This window comes from Janthinobacterium sp. 64, assembly GCF_002813325.1.
Taxonomy (GTDB): Bacteria; Pseudomonadota; Gammaproteobacteria; order Burkholderiales; family Burkholderiaceae_D; genus Janthinobacterium.
Window position 1 is genome coordinate 4,830,611 of sequence record NZ_PHUG01000001.1, and the last position, 14,710, is coordinate 4,845,320.

At 63.7% G+C, this 14,710-nt stretch carries 14 protein-coding genes; 2 read left to right on the top strand and 12 right to left on the bottom strand.

The genetic code is table 11. The annotated features are described in order from the left end of the window. Nucleotides 1-5: 5 nt before the first annotated feature. The 7 genes from CLU91_RS21310 to CLU91_RS21340 are packed head-to-tail and all read right to left on the bottom strand — an operon-like array spanning nt 6 to nt 6,083. On the bottom strand, nt 6-791 hold the full coding sequence (locus CLU91_RS21310) for a 1,6-dihydroxycyclohexa-2,4-diene-1-carboxylate dehydrogenase (protein WP_100875723.1): 786 nt from the start codon (nt 789-791) through the stop codon (nt 6-8). 3 nt (nt 792-794) lie between these two features. After that, a complete protein-coding gene (gene benC, locus CLU91_RS21315; RefSeq protein ID WP_100875724.1) occupies nt 795-1,814 on the bottom strand; it encodes a benzoate 1,2-dioxygenase electron transfer component BenC in 1,020 nt (339 codons plus the stop codon). A gap of 27 nt (nt 1,815-1,841) precedes the next feature. Beyond that, on the bottom strand, nt 1,842-2,333 hold the full coding sequence (gene benB, locus CLU91_RS21320; RefSeq protein WP_100875725.1) for a benzoate 1,2-dioxygenase small subunit: 492 nt from the start codon (nt 2,331-2,333) through the stop codon (nt 1,842-1,844). Continuing rightward, nucleotides 2,330-3,706 carry a benzoate 1,2-dioxygenase large subunit gene (gene benA / locus CLU91_RS21325; protein ID WP_100875726.1) on the bottom strand — a complete coding sequence of 459 codons (1,377 nt, stop codon included), beginning with the start codon at nt 3,704-3,706 and terminating at the stop codon, nt 2,330-2,332. Before benA ends, benB begins: the two co-directional genes overlap by 4 nt. A 10-nt stretch (nt 3,707-3,716) precedes the next feature. After that, nucleotides 3,717-4,637 (bottom strand): catechol 1,2-dioxygenase, encoded by a 921-nt coding sequence (catA, locus tag CLU91_RS21330; protein ID WP_100875727.1) that lies wholly within the window; start codon nt 4,635-4,637, stop codon nt 3,717-3,719. A gap of 35 nt (nt 4,638-4,672) precedes the next feature. Continuing rightward, a complete protein-coding gene (catC, locus tag CLU91_RS21335; protein ID WP_198521376.1) occupies nt 4,673-4,963 on the bottom strand; it encodes a muconolactone Delta-isomerase in 291 nt (96 codons plus the stop codon). Nucleotides 4,964-4,973: 10 nt separating this feature from the next. Then, on the bottom strand, nt 4,974-6,083 hold the full coding sequence (locus tag CLU91_RS21340; RefSeq protein ID WP_100875729.1) for a muconate/chloromuconate family cycloisomerase: 1,110 nt from the start codon (nt 6,081-6,083) through the stop codon (nt 4,974-4,976). Nucleotides 6,084-6,183: 100 nt separating this feature from the next. On the opposite strand from CLU91_RS21340, the gene CLU91_RS21345 reads away from it, so the two are divergent. Continuing rightward, nucleotides 6,184-7,098: a LysR family transcriptional regulator gene (locus CLU91_RS21345; protein WP_100875730.1), complete on the top strand. Its 915-nt coding sequence runs from the start codon at nt 6,184-6,186 to the stop codon at nt 7,096-7,098. Nucleotides 7,099-7,111: 13 nt separating this feature from the next. Here CLU91_RS21345 and CLU91_RS21350 read toward each other — a convergent pair whose 3' ends face one another. The 3 genes from CLU91_RS21350 to CLU91_RS21360 all read right to left on the bottom strand — a co-directional run bounded on the left by CLU91_RS21350 (nt 7,112) and on the right by CLU91_RS21360 (nt 10,908). Next, nucleotides 7,112-8,197 carry a porin gene (locus CLU91_RS21350; protein ID WP_100875731.1) on the bottom strand — a complete coding sequence of 362 codons (1,086 nt, stop codon included), beginning with the start codon at nt 8,195-8,197 and terminating at the stop codon, nt 7,112-7,114. Between the two features lie 38 nt (nt 8,198-8,235). Then, nucleotides 8,236-9,588 carry an MFS transporter gene (locus CLU91_RS21355; protein WP_100875732.1) on the bottom strand — a complete coding sequence of 451 codons (1,353 nt, stop codon included), beginning with the start codon at nt 9,586-9,588 and terminating at the stop codon, nt 8,236-8,238. A gap of 96 nt (nt 9,589-9,684) precedes the next feature. After that, complete coding sequence (locus tag CLU91_RS21360) at nt 9,685-10,908, bottom strand: benzoate/H(+) symporter BenE family transporter (protein ID WP_442906610.1); 1,224 nt, start codon at nt 10,906-10,908, stop codon at nt 9,685-9,687. A 287-nt stretch (nt 10,909-11,195) separates the two neighbouring features. Between CLU91_RS21360 and CLU91_RS21365 the strand changes: the two genes are divergently transcribed. Then, nucleotides 11,196-12,593: a GntP family permease gene (locus CLU91_RS21365; RefSeq protein WP_100876847.1), complete on the top strand. Its 1,398-nt coding sequence runs from the start codon at nt 11,196-11,198 to the stop codon at nt 12,591-12,593. Between the two features lie 35 nt (nt 12,594-12,628). On the opposite strand, the gene CLU91_RS21370 is transcribed toward CLU91_RS21365, so the two are convergent. Both CLU91_RS21370 and CLU91_RS21375 read right to left on the bottom strand, forming a co-directional pair. After that, nucleotides 12,629-13,543 (bottom strand): hypothetical protein, encoded by a 915-nt coding sequence (locus tag CLU91_RS21370; RefSeq protein WP_157814751.1) that lies wholly within the window; start codon nt 13,541-13,543, stop codon nt 12,629-12,631. A gap of 238 nt (nt 13,544-13,781) precedes the next feature. Continuing rightward, a complete protein-coding gene (locus tag CLU91_RS21375; RefSeq protein WP_100875735.1) occupies nt 13,782-14,702 on the bottom strand; it encodes a fatty acid desaturase family protein in 921 nt (306 codons plus the stop codon). Nucleotides 14,703-14,710 lie beyond the last annotated feature (8 nt).

Below are 14,710 nucleotides of genomic sequence, written 5' to 3' on the forward strand. Positions count from 1 at the left end.
GCCCCTTATCCCTGATCGCCGCCACCGACAGGCAGCACGCTGCCCGTGATGTACGACGCTTCATCCGAGGCGAGAAACAGGATCGCGCCCACTTGTTCATCGATGCTGCCGTAGCGGTGCATGGCGCTGCTGGCGATGGTCTGGTCGACGATGCCCTGGTACCAGCGCAGTTCCTGCTCATTGAGGGGCGTGCTGTTGCGCGGAATCGCGCGCGGCGGCGCTTCCGTGCCGCCCGTGGCGATGGCGTTGACGCGGATGCCGTGTTGCGCGTTTTCCAGCGCCAGGCTGGCCGTCAGCGCATTCACGCCACCCTTGGCTGCCGCGTACGGCACGCGGTAGATGCTGCGCGTGGCGATCGACGAGACATTGACGATGGCGCCGCCGCCCTGTTCCAGCATGGCCGGCAGCACCGCGCGGCAGCACCAGAGAGTGGGGAACAGCGAACGGCGGATTTCCGCTTCGATCTGTTCTTCCCGGTAGACCTCGAAAGGCTGTGCCCAGATGGTGCCGCCCACATTGTTGATCAATACGTCGATGCGGCCGAAATCGGCCATGGCCAGTTCGGCCAGCTGGCGCGCGCCCGCATAGTGTTCCAGATCGGCCTTGCAGACGCTGACGCGCGCCCCCAGGGCAAGCGCTTCGGCGGCCACCTGTTCGACCAGATCGGCGCGATCGGCCAGTACCAGCTGCGCGCCTTCGCGCGCGGCGCGCAGCGCGACGCCGCGGCCTATGCCTTGCGCTGCGCCCGTTACCAGCACGACCTTGTTGGAAAATCGTTGACGATCACTCATTGTTCACGCTCCGCTGCTTGCCGAGAATTTCTCGTAGTAGAAGTTGGCGGGTGTCACACCCGTCTCATTGAGCCAGTTGCGCACCGCATCGACCATGGCGACGGGGCCGCACAGGTACACATCGACATCGCCGCCGTTCATCCATGCCGGCTCCACGTGGGCCGTCGCATAACCCTTGCGCGCATGCGCGCTGTCGGCGGCGGCCACGCAGGTGATATAGGAAAACTGTGGATGCGCGCCGGCGATGCGGGCAAGCTGTTCCAGTTCCACCAGGTCGTGTTCATTGGTGACGGCGTAGACCATGCGCACGGGCTGGGGAAAGCCGTGCGTGGACAGGGCGCCCAGCATCGACAAAAAGGGTGCGATGCCGGTACCGCCCGCCAGCAGCAGGACAGGGCGTTGCACGGGTCGCAGGTAGAAGCTGCCATAAGGACCGGCGAAGCTGGCCGCTGCGCCCGGCTGGGCCGCGTCGCTCAGGTAGCCGCTCATCTGTCCGCCGGGAACATTGCGCACCACGAACTGTGCCTGGGCCGCGCCCGGGGCCGAGCTGAACGAATACGAACGCGTCAGGCTGGTGCCCGGAATGGCCACGTTGACGTACTGGCCCGGCAGGAAGTCGAGCGCGGCAGGATCGGCCAGGTCGATGGCAAACGAAATCGTCGATGGCGACAGGTGGCGTACCGCTGCCACCGTGCCGGCGTGGCTGGCCACGGCCGTCTTGCAGGCGGCGGAGGTGGCCGGGATCTTCACCACGCAGTCGGAAGTGGGGCGCATCTGGCAAGCCAGGATATGCCCTTGCGCCGCTTCTTCCGGCGTCAGCGCATCCTCGATATAGCTCGACGCGGGCAAGTCGTAGCTGCCCGACTCGCAGTGCCCGCGGCAGGTGCCGCAAGCGCCGTCGCGGCAGTCGAGCGGGATGTTGATTTTCTGGCGATAAGCCGCATCGGACAGCTTTTCATTGTCGTTACATGAAATGAAGCGGGTGATCCCGTCTTCGAATTGCAGGGCGATGTTATGGCTCATCGTCGGTCTCCTTGCTGGTGAAGCTTGTTAAATGTGGTACACGTCGATGACCTGGTTGATGTAGTCGTTTTTCAGGACGACATATTTGTTCAGGATCAGCGGCTGTGCACCGGAAAAATCGATGACGTAGCGCGACATGCCGAAATAGCTGTAGTCGCGCTTGTAGCGATGGCTCAGCGTGTGCCAGTTGAAGCGCACCGTGCAGATGGCGCCGTCCTGGCTTTCCAGCTCGATGTTGGCGATGTTATGGCTGGTGCGCGTGTCCGGCATGGTGGCGCTGGAACGCTCGGTCTTGATGCGGAAGACGCGGTCTTCCAGGCCCTGGCGGGTCGGATAGAAGATCAGCGAGATTTCGCGCTGCGGATCGGTGACCAGGGTGTCGTCATCGTCCCAGGCCGGCATCCAGAACTGCGCATCCGGGTGATAGCAATCGAGCCAGTCGTCCCATTGTTCGTCGTCCAGCAGGCGGCTTTCGCGGTACAGGAAACTGGCGATGTCGTGCTGCGCGATGGCGGTCATGGCTGTTCTCCTTCTGCCGCCAGCGCCCGTTTCATGACGTCGAGCCAGTAGCGGTGCTGTACCGTGTACAGGCCTTCATCCTCGGTGCGCGCGCCACTCATGATTGGCTCCAGGCCGATTTCCTGTGCCGCCGCGTCGGCGCCGGCGATCCAGTGCGTGGCGCCGCGGCACATGTCGTTCCATGGCATGGCGCTGCCTGCATAGCCTTGCTGGCAGGCGCGGAATTCTTCCAGGTCGTCCGGCGTGGCCATGCCGCTGACGTTGAAGAAGTCTTCGTACTGGCGGATGCGCCGCGCACGCGCTTCGTCGTCCTCGCCCTTCGGCGCAATGCAGTAGATCGTCACTTCCGTCTTGTCGACGGAGATCGGGCGCAGCAAACGGATTTGCGAGCCGAACTGGTCCATCAGGTAGACGTTCGGATACAGGCACAGATTGCGCGAACGGCTGATCATCCAGTCCGCCGTCGGCTTGCCGAACTGGCGCGCGTAGTCCGCGTGGCGCGCGAAGTTGGGCCGGTCTTCCGGATTCGCCCATTGCGTCCACAGCAGCATGTGGCCTTGCTTGAAGGCGTAGAAGCCGCCGCCCTGGCGGCCCCAGTTGCCCGCATCCATGGCGCGGATCTTGTCTTCGCGCTGCGCCGCCTGCTCCTTGCGGCGGTTGGTGGTGGCGGCATAGTTCCAGTGCACGGCCGAGACGTGATAGCCGTCCGCGCCATTTTCCGCCTGCAGCTTCCAGTTGCCTTCGAAGGTATAGGTGGAGGCGCCGCGCAGCACTTCCAGGCCGTCCGGCGACTGGTTGACGATCATGTCGATGATCTTGCCAGCCTCGCCGAGGAATTCTTCGAGTGGCGCCACATCGTCGTTCAGGCTGCCGAACAGAAAACCCTTGTAGTTGGCGAAGCGCGCGACTTTTTTCAGGTCGTGCGAGCCTTCCTTGTTGAAGCATTCCGGATAGCCCGCGTTCTCCGGGTCTTTTACCTTCAGCAGCTTGCCGCTGTTGTTGAAGGTCCAGCCGTGGAACGGGCAGGTGTAGGTGGCCTTGTTGCCCCGCTTGTGGCGGCACAGCTGCGCGCCGCGATGGCTGCAGGCGTTGATGAAGGCGTTCAGCTCACCTTGCCGGTTGCGCGCGATGAAGACGGGCTGGCGGCCGATATGCGTGGTGTAGTAGTCGTTGTTGTTGGCGATCTGGCTTTCATGCGCCAGATAGATCCAGTTGCCTTCGAAGATGTGCTTCATCTCGAGTTCGAACAGCGCTTCATCGGTGAAGGCGCTGCGGTGCAGGCGGTGGTCGCCGCTCGCCTGGTCTTCGACCAGCAGGGCGTCCAGGTCGGGCGCCGCCGCCACGGCGGGCCGGTAGGGGTGGATGGGGATCATGGCATCACCTTCAGGCAGCAGCGCGGCTGCGGTCGACTTGCGAGGTCGGCGCCGTGGCCGTTTCCGCATACAGGTGGAAATCGAAGTCGATCGAGGCGAACGGCTGCTGCAGGTCTTTCGCGGCCAGGGTTGCCGGGTCGCTGATGCGCGTCACGGCCGGCACCAGGCCTTCGCGGCTGGCGAAGGCGAAGTCGTCCCACAGGTATTCATCGCCATCGATGTTGATCTGCGTGGTCAGCTGGCGCTGGCCGTCGGCACTGATGAAAAAGTGGATGTGGGCAGGGCGCTGGCCATGACGGCCCAGCAGGTCGAGCAGGCGCTGCGTGCTGCCGCCAGGAGGACAGCCGTAGCCCTTGGGCATGATGCTGCGGAACTGGTAGCGGCCCTGTGCATCGGCGTAGATGGTGCGGCGCAGGTTGAAGGCCGACTGGCTCTGGTCGAAGTACGAATAGTTGCCCAGCAGGTTGGCATGCCAGACTTCCACCTTGGCGCCCGGCAGCGGCTTGCCCTGCTGGTCGTAGACGGTGCCCTGCATCAGCAGCACTTCTGCCTGCGCGCTTTCGCTGCCGTCGTCAAGACGGGCAAAGCCTTCGCTTGCGGGGGCGCCGGCGACATACAGCGGACCTTCGATGGTGCGCGGCGTGCCGCCGTTCAGGCCCGCCTTGGCTTCGGCTTCGTCGGCGCGGATATCCATGAAGCGCTCCAGGCCCAGGCCCGGCGTCAGCAGGCCCAGTTCGTGCGAGGCGCCGGCCTGGGACAGGAAATCGAGACCGGTCCAGAATTCGGCGGGCTGGATGTCCAGGTCTTCCATGGCCTTGCACAGGTCGCCTACCAGGCGCAGCACGATGGCTTGCACGCGCGGGTTGGCGGGGCGGATGGCGGCGTCGACGATCCAGCTTTTTACCAGGGTATCGATGTCATTGTGTGTCATGTTTGTCTCCTCTGTTGGGAATGATGCTGCGGTGATTAAAGGTCGTTGGCGCGGATCGAGGATGGATGCCGGCACAGCGGCGTCACTTCGATCTGCATGTAGGGGTACAGCGGCAGCGACAGCAGCAGCGCGTGCAGCTCTTCGTTGCCAGCCACGTCGAAGATGCTGACGTTGGCGTACTGGCCGGCGATGCGCCACAGGTGGCGCCACTGGCCCTGTTCCTGCAGGCGCTGCGCCAGCGCCTTTTCTTCTTTTTTCAGCAAGTCGGCCCGGTCGGCCGGCATGTCGGGCGGCAGTCTTACATCCATCCTCACGTGGAACAGCATGGCAATCTCCTTATTGGCGCGCCAGGCGGCGCAGTTTGTCGGTGTCTATCTGTACGCCCAGTCCGGGGCCGGTGGGCACCTGCAGCATGAAGTCGCGGTACACCAGCGGTTCGCGCAGGATTTCCTCGGTCAGCAGCAGGGGGCCGAACAATTCCGTGTCCCACGACAGGTCGGCAAAGGTGGCGCACAGGTGGGCGCTGGCCGCCGTGCCGATGCTGCCTTCGAGCATGGTGCCGCCATACAGGCCGATGCCGGCCAGCTGTGCCACGGTGGCCACTTGCTGCGCGGGGATCAGCCCCCCCGACTGGGTGATCTTGACGGCATACACGTCGGCGCTGCCGGAGCAGGCCAGGCGGAAGGCGTCGCCGGGGCCGTGCAGCGCCTCGTCGGCCATGATGGCGACGTCGAAACGGGCAGCCAGGCGGCCCAGCGCGGCCGTGTTATCGGCGCGCACCGGTTGTTCGATCAGGTCCACGCCGCCATCCTGCAGTGCGGCGATGCCGCGCATGGCATCGAGTTCGCTCCATGCCTGGTTGACGTCGACCCGCACGCTGGCCGCGTCGCCCAGGGCGCGCTTGATGGCCAGCACGTGCGAGACATCGTCAGCCACGCTGCGCGAGCCGATCTTCAGCTTGAAGATGCGGTGGCGGCGCAGTTCCAGCATCTGCTGCGCTTCGGCGATGTCCTGCGCCGTGTCGCCGCTGGCCAGGGTCCATGCGACAGGCAGCGCATCGCGCACGCGGCCGCCCAGCAGTTCGCTCAGCGGCACGCCCAGGCGCTGGCCCTGCGCATCGAGCAAGGCTGTCTCGATCGCGCATTTGGCAAAGCGGTTGCCCTGGATGGTCTTGCGCACTTTCGCCATGGCCATGGCCACGCCGCTCGCCTCCATGCCGACCAGCAGGGGGGCGATATGCGTGTCGATATTTGTCTTGATGCTTTCCGGGCTCTCTTCGCCATAGTTCAGGCCACCGATGGTGGTCGCTTCGCCCCAGCCCTCGATGCCGTCGGCGCAGCGTACGCGCACCAGCACCAGCGTCTGCGACTTCATGGTGGCTACCGACATCTTGTGCGCGCGGATGGTTGGCACGTCGGCGAGGATGGTTTCTATGCTGAGTATCATATTTAATTTGTATAATGTGAGCAGGTATGTGTACGATATTCCCCGTTACACCCCACGTCCAACACTGTTTTGGTATGGTTTCAATACTTAAAAGGTATATATGGAGCTGCGTCACCTGCGTTATTTCGTCGCCGTCGCGGAAGAGAAGAATTTCACGCGGGCCGCCGAGCGCCTGCACATCGCCCAGCCGCCCCTGAGCCGCCAGATCCAGCAGCTGGAAGAAGAGCTGGAAGTGCAGCTGATCGAAAAGGGATCGCGTCCCTTGCGCCTGACCGAGGCGGGACGCTTCTTTCATGCGCATGCGCAGGAGCTGCTGGCCAAGGCCGCCGACCTGAAGACCATGACCCAGCGCGTGGGCAAGATCGAGCGCACCTTGTCGATCGGCTTTGTCGCCTCCACCCTGTATGGCCTGCTGCCGGAGATCGTGCGGCGCTTTCGCGAACGCTATCAGGCGGTGGAGATCAGCTTTCACGAGATGACCACGATGGAGCAGCTGCAGGCATTGAAGGAAGGCCGTATCGACGTCGGCTTCGGCCGCCTCAAGCGCGAGGATGCCGCGATACGCCGCATCGTGCTGCGCGAGGAGCCGCTGATCGTGGCGCTGCCCATGGGGCACCGGCTCGCCGCGCAAGCAGGGCCGCTGAAGATGAACGACCTGCTGCACGACCCGCTCATCGTCTATCCGAAGTCACCCCGTCCCAGCTTTGCCGATCAGGTGCTGGCCACCTTCCGCGACCGCATGATCGTGCCGGAACAGGTGATCGAGGTGCGCGAACTGCAGATCGCCATCGGTCTGGTGGGCGCCGGCCAGGGCATTGCCATCGTGCCCGACAGCCTGCAGGGCATGAAGCGCAACGACGTGGTGTACCGCGCCATCGACGACCGGCGCGCCGTATCGCCCATCATCTTCAGCGTGCGGCTGATGGACCGCTCGGAAGAACTGTCCAACATGCTCAGCGTAATCTATGAGATCTACGACGCCTGCAAGCTGCCGCACGTGAAGGAAATGCTCTGACGCGGCAACGGGGTTAGAACGCGTGGCGCACGCCCATCAGCACGCCGGACTGGTTCAGCCCCGCGCCCACGGTACCGCCAGCATCGAGGGCGATGGCGGCACCGCCCTTGTTCTGCATGCGGCCCAGGGAGGCGTGGACGGCCGTGCGCTTGGACAGGTAATAGGTGGCGCGCAGCACCGCCAGATTGGATGCCTTCGGGCTGTCCTTGACGTCCAGGCGCGACAGCTGGCCATCGAGCTGCCACGGGCCGTCGAAGGTGTAGGACGCGCCCAGGTAATACAGGCCCAGGCGGCTGTCGCTGGCCGCATCGATGCGGCGCTCGATGGCGCCGCCGCCGATCTTGGTTTGTCCCAGCACCGCGTAGCCATTGAGCGAAATGCGCCGGTCGGTATCGGTTGCGCGCAGCAGGCCGTTGGCCGCGCCGGGGCCGCCGCGCAGCTGGTCGTACGATGCCGAGGCGCCCCATGTCCTGGTATCCCAGGCCAGCATGCCCGTCACCTGGCGGCAGGCGCGCGCATTGCCCGGCACTTCCCCCGCGCAGCCGGTGGCGGCCGGCCCGCCCGCCGAAGATGCATCGCGCCCGAAGCTGTAGGTGGCGCCCACCGTCAATTCCTTGAACACGCCCAGGTAGCCGATGGCGTTGTCGCTGCGCGCATTGGGCAGGTACAGATCGAGGCTGCTGATGCTGAAGATGTTGGGCCCGATGATGTCCGACCTGGCGGTGGCGAGGAAGGTCATGTTCACCTGCCGGCCCAGCATCAGCTGGCCGTAGGCATTTTTCAGGCCGACATAGGCGGCGCGGCCGAACAGGCGGTTGCCCTGGCCCGTTGTGCCCGTGTCGGCGCCGATGCCCGTTTCCAGGGCGAAGATGGCTTGCGCGCCGCCGCCCAGGTCTTCGCTGCCGCGAAAGCCGATGCGCGAGGGCAGCGAGGCCGTCAGCGACGGCATCTTGACGATGCTGTCGCCGGCGGCATTGGCATTGGTGGTGTAGGCCACGCCCAGGTCAAGCAGGCCGTACATGGTTACTTGCTGGGCCTGTGCACCCGTGCTCAGGCATCCTGCCGCGATCAGTGCCGTGCAGGCGGTGGTGTTGTTCATGCTGGTCTCCGTTGTTGTCGTAAATGTAGTCGTGCTTATCATTGAACGGCGCGCGCGCGTGGCGGCATCGCCGGTGCCGCTTGCACCGAGGCCGAACGGCCATGGCGTATCAGCGATACGGCGATGACGGCGATGGCCGCGGGGATGGCGATGGCCATGAAATTCTGTTCCAGCGGCAGCGCCATGCCGACCAGCGTGCCGATGGCGATGGGCGCCAGGATGGCGCCGCTGCGGCCCACGCCCGATGCCCAGCCGATGCCGGTCGAACGGATCGCCATCGGATAGAACTGGCCCGCATAGGCATAGGTGACGATCTGCGTGCCGATGGTCGAGGCGCCGGCCAGGCCCACCAGCAGGAACAGCAGTTCGGTCGGCACCTTGAAGCCAAGCAGCGTAATCGACACGGCCGCCAGCGCGTACATGCCCATCAGCACATACTTGATGTTGAAGCGGTCCGCCAGCCAGCCGCCGCCGACGGCGCCGATGACGGCGCCGAAATTCAGCACCAGCACGAAGGTCAGGGCCGAACCGAGGCTGTAGCCGGCGCTGGCCATCAGCTTGGTGAGCCAGGAGCTGAGCGCATACACCATGAACAGGCACATGAAAAAGGCGATCCAGAACATCGCGGTGCTGAAGCCGCGTCCATCCTGGAACAGCTTGCCGATGGGGGCGCTCTCGGCGCGGTCCTGCGCGGGCAGGGCGAAGCGGTCGCCCGCATCGGGACGATACGACGGCTCCATGCGCGCGACGATCTGCTTGAGTTCATCGAGGCGGTTTTCGCGGATCAGGAAGGGCATCGATTCGGGCAGCGTTTTCAGGATCACGGGTATCAGCAGCACGGGCAGGCCGGCGGCCAGGAAGACGGACGACCAGCCATAGGTTTCCAGCAGTCCCTTGCCCAGCAACGCCGCCAGCATGCCGCCCACGGCATAGCCGCTGAACATCAGGGTGACCATGGTGGCGCGGATTTTCTTCGGCGAGTATTCCGTCATCTGCGCCACCACATTGGGCATCACCCCGCCGATGCCCAGCCCTGCCAGGAAGCGCATGGCGCTGAAGGTGTACGGGTCGTGCGTGAAGCCCGCCGCCGCCGTGAAGACGCTGAACAGCGCGATGCAGATGGCGATCGCCTTGCGCCGTCCGATGCGGTCGGCGATGGTGCCGAGGAAGATGGCGCCAAACATCATGCCGAACAGCGCGGAACTGACCATGAAGCCCGCGTTTTGCGCCGTCACGCCCATGTCCTTCATGATCGAAGGCAGGGCGATGCCGGCCACGGCCAGGTCATAGCCGTCGCAGATGATGATGAGGGCGCACCACAGCAGCACTCCGGCATGGAAGCGGTTGAAACGGGCCTTGTCGGATAATTCGTGTACGTCGATATGTCGCATGATGCAAGTCTCCTGGGTGTTGTTGTGGGGTGTGGAGGGCCAGCCGCGCGGCCGGATGGGCGTGCGGGTGTGGTGAAGGGAAGTACGGGATGTGCGTCAGGAGGGGCGCGCGGCCTGCCGCCGCCCGGCATGCAGGAGCCAGCAGGCCAGCATGCCGATCAAAATGCCCCAGAAGGCCGAGCCCAGGCCCAGGAAACTCATGCCCGAGGCGGTGGCAAGGAAGGTGATGACGGACGCTTCGCGGTGGTCTTCGGCCGCCGCGATGCCGGCGAGGTTGACGGTGATGGCGCCCAGCAGTGCCAGGCCGGCCAGGGTGGCCACCAGTTCGCGCGGCAGGGCGGCGAACAGCATCACCAGCGAGCCGCCGCACAGGCCGGCGAGCAGGTAGAACAGGCCGTTGGCCACGCCGGCGATGTAGCGCCGCGCGGGATCGTCGTGCGCATCGCGTCCCGTGCACATGGCTGCGGTGATGGCGGCGATGGCGATCGTGATGCCGCCCGCGCAGGCCACGGCCAGCGAAGCGATGCTGCTGGCCGTGAGGATGGGGCGCACCGGGCTGTCATAGCCGGCCCCGCGCAGCACGGCCATGCCGGGCAGGTACTGGCCGGTCAGGGTGGTCAGCACCAGCGGCAGCGCCAGGCTGAAGGTGCCGGCCCACGACCAGGTGGGCGCGATGAAGTGCGGCGTGGCCAGCTCCAGCGTGATGCCGTCAAAGTGCGTGTGGCCGCCGGCCCAGGCCAGCAGCGCGCCGCTGAGCAGCAACAGCACGATGCAGTAGCGCGGCAGCAGGCGCTTGAACACCAGGTAGGCGGCGATCATGCCGCAACTGAGGAGCGGCAGCGAGCCGATGGATTTGAAGGCATTCAGGCCAAATGGCAGCAAGATGCCGGCCATCATGCCGCTGGCAATGCCTTTGGGGATGAGCGCCATCAGACGGTCGAACTGGCCCGTCACGCCGATGGCCAGCAGAATCAGCGCGGCCGTCAAGTACGCGCCCACCGCTTCGCTGACCGGCATGGCGGGAAACAGGGTGATCAGGAGCGCCGTGCCGGGCGCGGACCAGGCCGTGATGACGGGGAGGCGCAGCTTCCAGCTGAGGAAAATGCCCGCCAGCCCCGCGCCGATGGAAATGCCCCAGACCCAGGAGGCAAACATGGCATTGCTCATGTCCGCCGCCTGGGCCGCCTGGTAAAAAATCGCCAGCGGACCCGCATACGACACCAGCACGGCCATGAATCCGGCGGCCACGGCTGATACTGACCAGTCGGCCAGACGCAACCCGCCGGCGGCCTGGCCGCCGTCGCGCGGTTCCGGCTGCAGCCTGGCTGCGTGCTGCTGTGGTTTTATGCTGTGCGGCAAGATATCACCTTGATTGTTATCTGATATATATAGAATAGATAACTGGTGCGGTGGCGTCCAACACCGATTGGGTATCCATTCGATACTTAAAAGGTATGCGTCTGGGCAGCGATCACATGCGCCGGGAAAGCGCCCGCCGTGTTTGCACCTGCGCAGAAATTGACATGGCCAATAGGAAAACGCCACAAATCGTGGTACTTTTTGCATGGTTGCTGGTCGATAAATTCTTGCGCAGAGGTCCGAACGACATGTCTTTTCTGATAGTACTGGCCGCCCTGGCCTTCCTCATGCTGGCCGCCTACCGTGGCTACAGCGTGATCCTGTTTGCTCCCGTGGCCGCGCTGGGCGCCGTGCTGCTGACCGACGCGTCGGCAGTGGCGCCCGTGTTCAGCGGCATCTTCATGGAAAAGATGGTGGGCTTTATCAAGCTCTACTTTCCCGTGTTCCTGCTGGGCGCCGTGTTCGGCAAGCTGATTGAACTGTCCGGCTTTTCCCAGTCCATCGTGGTGGCCGCCATCCGCTACATCGGCCGCTCGCGCGCCAATGCCGTGATCGTCGCCGTGTGCGGCGCCCTGACGTATGGCGGCGTATCGCTGTTCGTGGTGGTGTTTGCCGTGTATCCGTTTGCGGCCGAACTTTACCGCCAAAGCAACATCCCCAAGCGCCTGATGCCGGGCGCCATCGCCCTCGGTGCCTTCAGCTTCACCATGGACACCTTGCCCGGCACGCCGCAGATCCAGAACATCATTCCCACCACTTTTTTCCAGACCACGGGCTGGGCCGCGCCCTGGCTGGGCACCATCGGCGCCGTGCTGACGGTGGCAACGGGCCTGGCCTACCTGGAATGGCGGCGGCGTTCGGTGATGGCCAGCGGCGAAGGCTATGGCGGCGATACCGAGCCGGTCGCCCCGGCCGACCCGGCGAATCTGCCGTCGCCGCTGCTGTCGCTTGCGCCGCTGTTGCTGGTGGGTGTGGCCAATTTCCTGCTGACGCATGCGATACCGCGCTGGTATGGCGCCAGCCACGTCATCACCAGCGATGAACTGCCGGGCCTGCATGCGCCCGTGACCACCTCGATCAGCGCCGTGGTCGGCATCTGGGCCGTCGAAGGGGCCTTGTTGCTGGGCATTTTGCTGGTATGCGCCACCGCCTTCGGGCGCATCAAGGATTCCTTTGCCGAAGGCACGAAAACCGCCGTCGGCGGCGCCCTGCTGGCCGCCATGAATACGGCCTCCGAATATGGCTTCGGCGGCGTCATTGCCGCGCTGCCCGGTTTTATCGCCGTCAGCAATACGCTGCGCAGCGTGCCCGACCCGCTGGTCAATGCGGCCGTCTCGGTGACGGCCCTGGCCGGCATCACGGGGTCGGCCTCGGGTGGCATGAGCATCGCGCTGGCCGCCATGTCCGACAGTTTCATCGCCGCCGCGCACCAGGCCCACATTCCGCTCGAAGTGATGCACCGCGTGGTGGCCATGGCCAGCGGCGGCATGGACACCTTGCCGCACAACGGCGCCGTCATCACCCTGCTGGCCGTGACTGGACTGACGCACCGGCAGTCGTACCGCGATATTTTCGGCATCACCGTGATCAAGACGGGCGTCGTGTTTTTGGTGATTGCTACCTACTATCTGACCGGGCTGGTGTGAGTCATCGGTTTGCGGACGCGAGGATTGCACCAGGGTTAAGGGTGATCGATTGCTGGAACATGATCGACAACTTGCACGGTTAATTCGCCTATCGGCACTCGCCGTGCAGAACCGCTGACCGGCTCGAACAGCACGATAGCGGAAGGTGTCGAGACGACCACCCGACCAATTGCCACCCGGGTAGCATCCTTGAAAAGCGCAACGCAGTTGGCTGTCGAGATGACAGGCACAGTCTTTTTTCGCGGGGTGGACAACATCTGCAGCAGCGCCGCATGCGCTCTGACGGGCTCGCAAGTGGCGGGGCTGATTACAAACTTCCTGAAGTAGTGGGTTCCCAGTTGCATGCCAAACATGGGGACGATGGAAATCAGGATCACGGTGAATATGAGACCACCGGTAAGCAAAAATGGACTAATGAATATGAATCCGCCAAATAAGCCCGATTTGATCACCCCCTTGGCCAATAGGCGGCCGCTTGAGTCATGCTTGGTCGGGCGCCCAAAATAGCGCCAGAAACTATTCGGTCCCATGAGTGTTTTGGCTTGGCGGGTTCCTGAGTAAAGCAGGGCGTATATAAAAATGAACATGCCCGCTGTCGCCACAAGACTGGGTTGCCAAGCCTGTTTAAGCATCGGCTGCCATTTGATTGCATCGATTCCCAACACCGCGGAAATCATGGCGTATACCGATAAGCCGAGGAGATCCAATGCGGATGTATAGACTGTCTGGTGTGGTATGCCAAATGTCGTTTCAACCGCCATGGCGACGCCATAACCAAGCAATGTAAGGGTCAGGCTGATGGCCGAAATGATCGTGATACCCCATGTCATGTTGTTGCTGGCCTTCTTGACAGCGTTGCTATTGTCACGTGACAGCCTGGTGCGCATGGCGCCAGATGCCGTACGCTTGCCTTGATTCACCTGAGGTGTTCGTGTCATGCTTGGGCGCATTATCATGCTCCTTGTTGGGGTGCTTGGCGTCTGTTTCCTGATGCCTGTGTGGACTGCTCCGGCTGCTTTGGCGGATGATTCATCATGGTAATGACGCCTTCTCAGAAAGTTCCATCGCCCAACGAACTGATTTGTGACGCGAAGTCAGGCAAGGAGAGGTGCTGACGGCATTGGCGGTGCTGGTCGGGGTGAGCGGATACGAATCTCAATTGATCGTGTACGAACGCAAAGCATGCGGTCAGTGTTCAGCAGTTTGCTTGAGTTGGCTGACGTCTCTCAGCACCTGTCCATATGATCGATACAAGTTGGCCGCCGGCAGACGGCCTTGTTGTGCCATTAGTGCATGCACCTGCTGCAGGCGATAGAAGGGTACGCGTGGATATTCATGATGCTCGATATGGTAATGGATACGATGTGGTCCGACGAAAAAAGTTTGCCAGCTGCGCCGTACGACGGTACGCGCACTGAATCGCTGATCTTCCGACGCCCGGTAGCCGGCATGCTCGGTGATCGCGCGTATGCGCCCGAACAGTGGTAGCAAGGTCAGCGCTGGCAAGATCCAAAGCCCGACATACAGCGCTGCATGTCCCGCCGCCGCGAGCAGGCCGATCATCACGCCCTGCACCGCAACGATGCTGGCGATTGCGTAGAACCGCTTGCCGTGGCCGGCAGTCTTGTGCGGATTGCGGCCACGCTGCCTGGCGCGCACCAGCTTGCGCGCGCTGAGGAAGTACCCAATGCCGGTGGCATCTTTGAACAAACGCCACACCAATTCCCTACGCGTTACGGGGTAGTCGTCAATGCCGAATATGGTGGCGACCGGATCGTCGGCCACCATTGGCGCGCGGTGATGCTGCAAGTGCCCGCTGCGATAAAAATCCATCACCAGCAGCAGTGGCGCTGCCGCGAACAGCTGGCCGGCGATGTCGTTCAGGCGCCGATGCGACAGCAGGGTGCCGTGAGCGCTTTCATGCATCAGCACGGCTAGCGCGAGCTGGGTGCGGGCGATCAGTATCGCGCTCAGCAGGAGCACCAGCGGATGGGAAAAGCGGATAGCCGCGACGAAGCAGGCAGCAATCAGCGCCCAGTCAAGCGCGACGGCGAGTAGTGCGCGCGGATTGCTGATCGTTGTGAGATGCGCCGGTAATGGGGGCTTCATGATGGACG